Below are 4,086 nucleotides of genomic sequence, written 5' to 3'. Positions count from 1 at the left end.
GGATAGAGATTTTTGCACTTTTTCTCCGCAATTAGAGCAATACTCTTCTCTTAATGCTGTGTTGTATCTAAAGAGTTCAGTTTTGCCTACACCTCGATTATCCATCCAAAAACGAAGAACTTTATTTCGCACAAACAAACTGAGTTGTCCGAATTGCTTCTTCGATGGCTGATATTTGTTGTGGCTTAGGTTTAACCTTGTACTCTAAGACAAACATTTGACACTAAGTATGCTGGTATCAAAACTGTAGCAGATTAAATTCAATATGGCAATAAAAAGCCGTCCTCCACTTCGTTGGCATGACGGGGCTTGAAACCCAGTATTTTTGGTCAAAAAGAATACGTCTAGATAGCCAAAAAGTCGGGCCTAGGAGGGAAAAATCAGGAAAAATGCCCCGAAGACTGTTCGAGGCTAGGGTGAACCGCTACAATAAAGGCAGTGTTAACATAACTTAACATTCCCAAAAACCCATGCAAGTCACACCGATTACATCATCAGACCATTTCCCCGGTACACACTGGGATTGGCGCGGACATCAGATTTATTACGTTAGTGCGGGAGCAGCATCGAGTCCTTACCCTCCGTTGCTGTTTATCCACGGGTTTGGTGCGTCCACTGACCACTGGCGCAAGAATATGGCGGAGTTACAAACGGAGTTTTCGGTGTGGGCCATTGATTTATTGGGGTTTGGTCGTTCGGCAAAACCCAATTTGGCCTATAGTGGGGATTTATGGCGTGAACAGTTACAGGATTTTATTACTGAGGTGGTGAAACAACCCGTCATCTTGGTGGGGAATTCCTTGGGGGGGTATGCGTCTCTTTGTGTGGCGGCCCAAGGGGCGGAGTTTGCGTCTGGGGTGGTGTTGTTGAATAGTGCGGGCCCGTTTACTGAACCGGAAACGGAGAAACCTCGCTCGAACCGAGTGCAACGGCTGTTTCGGGAGAGGGTGCGATCGCTATTCCTACATCCTTGGGTGAGTTATTTCTTATTCCAGTCCATGCGTCGGCCCCGTAAAATTCGCCAAACCCTCGAAAAAGTTTATTTAGATAAAAGTGCGGTGACAGACCGTTTAGTAGAGGAAATTTATCGTCCCTCTTGTGATCAAGGGGCATTACAGGTGTTTATGTCCGTGTTTAAGTCTCCCCAAGGGGAAAAAACTGATGTGTTATTGCAACGATTATCCTGTCCCCTCTTGACAATTTGGGGAGAAGGTGATCCTTGGATGAATTGCCGCGATCGCGCAGCCAAATTCCGCCAGTATTATCCCACCCTCACCGAACATTTCCTCCAAGCCGGACATTGCCCCCATGACGAAGTTCCCACCCAGGTGAATCAGTTACTCCGTCAGTGGGTTCAACCCATCGCTTTCACTAAGGGGGTCTATAAGCAGACCTAATCTAAAGGCAGAAATACAAATTAGTTTTGCCGATTGCTTAATATTTTGTTACAAAGGAACTAGAACGTTGATTAGTGCAAATTTTATGTTTGGTGGCTTAGTTGGTTCTAATCAGATGCAAGGCACGGATTGGGGAGAAAGACTGCTCAATTCAGTGGCAACCAATACCCTTCGCCACCTATTCACCCGCAGTGATGTGGTCGAAGTCGAAGTAAGCTGTAATCCGTCGAGTAAGCTGTTACAAGGCAGCATTGACAGCTTCAAGATGCACGGGAAGGGATTAGTGATTCGTCAAGACTTTCGGACTGAGGAAATGTCTTTTGAGACGGATGCGGTGTCTATCGACTTTAGCTCTGTCCTCAAGGGCAATATCGCGCTCAAACAACCGACTCAGGCACTCGCGCAAGTTCAACTGTCTGAAGACGACATTAACGAAGCGTTTAAAGCGGAGTTAGTGCGGAAACGTCTCGAAGGATTAACGGATTCCCGGTTAACTCAACTTTCAGGAGGAGACCCCGTTTCCTTTACGGATATCGAGTTAAAACTGTTGCCCAATAACTGTATTAGCTTATTTGCCAATGCTCAATTGGGAAATCAAACTATTCCGGTTAGTTTTAGTTGTGCGTTAGGGTTATACAAACGCCGACGCATTACCTACAAAAACCCAGAGTTTGATCCTACTCGCGTCCCGAAAAAGTCCCAAGACTTATCCCGTCGCTTGATGAATGTTTTGGTAGAAATTCTCAATGATATGGTCGATTTAGACCGTTTTAACCTAGATGGAGTAATGTTACGGTTAAATCGTCTCCAAACTCAAGGCAATATGATGCTGTTTACCGGATATGCCCAAATTGAGCGTATTCCGAAAAAGGGGTAATTGGTAATTGGTAATTGGTAATTGGTAATTGGTTTATAACTCCCTGTTCGCTTGCCCTGAACTTCGACAAGCGGACACGCTCACCTGCTGAAGTGCAGTTTCCGCGAAGCCGTTTCTCTTACGAGACACTGGGTGAACGCGGAGCATCTCCGAAGGAGAAAGGGCTGTTATCTTGTTCAAAAATACAAGAACAAACAACAAAGAACCATTGCTAATTGTTAATTGTTAATTGCTAATTGTTAATTGTTAATTTGCTATGGGAGATTGGTTGGTTAATTCGCTTAACCATTGTTGGACGCGCTTTTTGTAGCGTCGAGCCGATAAATTATTATTGAGGAATTCTATCGCTCTTTGGTAGTCCGCGATCGCGCTATTCCAATCCCCTCTTAAATGATAAGTCCGTCCTCGCTCTCCGTAGGCTCGGCCTTGGAGACGTTTCCCTAAAATTAAAGTAATATCGAAGTTTTCTAGAGCGAGATCATATAACCCTAACTCTCGATAAGTAATCCCTTGATTAATCCAAGCTCGCAGGTTAGCCGGGTTGAAATCTAGGGCGATCTGATAATCTGCTATAGCCTCCGCATATTGTCCCAATCTAGCGTAACAATTAGCGCGATTATTATAGGCTTGATCTAAACTCTCATTAAGCGCGATCGCCACATCAAAATCCGCCAACGCCAACTCATACTCCTCTAATTGAAAATAGAGTAAGCCGCGATTATTATAATCCATAGCACTGTCAGGATAGCGAGACAAGAGATCATGGAGAAGCGCGATCGCTTCCTCATACTCCCCCTGCTTAGACTTCTGTAACACTAACGCTCGTTGTTGACGAACCGCCACCACCTCCTGGAGTTCAATCACCAAAGCATCCGTCTGATTCGGTTGCGATCGCAACATATCCTCCTGACCTTGAGCCGCCTTAAAATTACCTTGTTCACCTTGATCGGCCTGCATCTTGCGTACCCTCCACAGTGCTTCTGACTCTAACCTACAGAGAAAACTCTCCATTCCGGGACAAGAGTGTGTCACTCTCAACGGTGTCCTTAGCGTCACCATCCCTCGATAGACTCAATATATAGCTACAATACCCACAATCTGGATTCCGTATATCGTCTGACCCTCTTTCCCTCCTCCCCTTGGTAAAATCAGTGTAATCCCCTAATCTAGACACATCAGTTTCAAGAGAAAAAACACTATGTCCACTGACACCCTCTTTCCCAACGCCCCCGATGTCTCCACCGACGACTACTGTGTATTTGGTTTAGCCACTTGTTTTATCCGCGAAGACGGCGAAACCCAAGAAGTGCAAATCGTAGAACCGATCCCCTCCTCCGCCTTAGAAGCGATCGTCAAAGGTATTCCCACCTCCTACCAAAAAGCCTGGGGCAAAACCCTAGGCGACTTCTTCCAAGCCGAAAGCCTCACCCTCCCCAGTGAAATCCCCTCAGACGCACAATTCGGAGAAAACTTCGTAGAACGCACCGTCGCCGCCTCCCGAACCTATAAAAAGCGTCCAGAAGCCAAAGAAATCATCCCACTCGGCACAGAAAAAAACGACTTCAACTTCTCCCTAGAAAAAAAACGCATTCTCAACGCCGAAAACATCGTCAGTGCCGAAGACAACGTAAAGCAACACGCCTACACCCATCAGGTTTTGTAATCACCTCTCGTGTTTCTGGGAAATAGGGGAGTTGGGGGAGTTGGGGGAGTTGAGGAAGATGGAGGAGAGGGAGGTTTAAACTGTTCTCCTTTCAATGCTCTCCTATCCCCCTATCTTCTCTATCCCCCCATCCCCCCTATCTCCCCTAT

General features: G+C 46.1%; 4 protein-coding genes and 1 pseudogene. 3 read left to right on the top strand and 2 right to left on the bottom strand.

What is annotated here, in order from left to right:
- A pseudogene (locus PN462_RS23610) lies at positions 1-217 on the bottom strand (transposase); the annotation flags it as partial.
- 253 nt (positions 218-470) lie between these two features.
- Here PN462_RS23610 and PN462_RS17145 point away from each other — a divergent pair.
- Positions 471-1,397, top strand: a complete 927-nt coding sequence (locus PN462_RS17145) for an alpha/beta fold hydrolase (RefSeq protein ID WP_272130042.1) — start codon at positions 471-473, stop codon at positions 1,395-1,397.
- An 85-nt stretch (positions 1,398-1,482) separates the two neighbouring features.
- Positions 1,483-2,274: an LmeA family phospholipid-binding protein gene (locus PN462_RS17140; protein ID WP_443029202.1), complete on the top strand. Its 792-nt coding sequence runs from the start codon at positions 1,483-1,485 to the stop codon at positions 2,272-2,274.
- A 246-nt stretch (positions 2,275-2,520) separates the two neighbouring features.
- On the opposite strand, the gene PN462_RS17135 is transcribed toward PN462_RS17140, so the two are convergent.
- Positions 2,521-3,231, bottom strand: a complete 711-nt coding sequence (locus tag PN462_RS17135) for a tetratricopeptide repeat protein (RefSeq protein ID WP_272130040.1) — start codon at positions 3,229-3,231, stop codon at positions 2,521-2,523.
- A gap of 241 nt (positions 3,232-3,472) precedes the next feature.
- Here PN462_RS17135 and PN462_RS17130 point away from each other — a divergent pair, with 241 nt between their 5' ends.
- Positions 3,473-3,937 carry a hypothetical protein gene (locus PN462_RS17130; protein WP_272130039.1) on the top strand — a complete coding sequence of 155 codons (465 nt, stop codon included), beginning with the start codon at positions 3,473-3,475 and terminating at the stop codon, positions 3,935-3,937.
- Positions 3,938-4,086 lie beyond the last annotated feature (149 nt).

The sequence above is a fragment of the Spirulina sp. CS-785/01 genome (assembly GCF_028330525.1).
GTDB lineage: Bacteria > Cyanobacteriota > Cyanobacteriia > Cyanobacteriales > Spirulinaceae > JAQMSD01.
Note: the sequence above shows the minus strand (reverse complement) of the source record. Positions and strands in the feature narration are given on the sequence as shown.

Excerpts from the sequence above, each read along its gene's own strand:
- PN462_RS17145 (WP_272130042.1), top strand. The coding sequence starts at position 471 with ATGCAAGTCACACCGATTACATCATCAGACCATTTCCCCGGTACACAC.
- PN462_RS17140 (WP_443029202.1), top strand. The coding sequence starts at position 1,483 with ATGTTTGGTGGCTTAGTTGGTTCTAATCAGATGCAAGGCACGGATTGG.
- PN462_RS17135 (WP_272130040.1), bottom strand. The coding sequence starts at position 3,231 with ATGCAGGCCGATCAAGGTGAACAAGGTAATTTTAAGGCGGCTCAAGGT.
- PN462_RS17130 (WP_272130039.1), top strand. The coding sequence starts at position 3,473 with ATGTCCACTGACACCCTCTTTCCCAACGCCCCCGATGTCTCCACCGAC.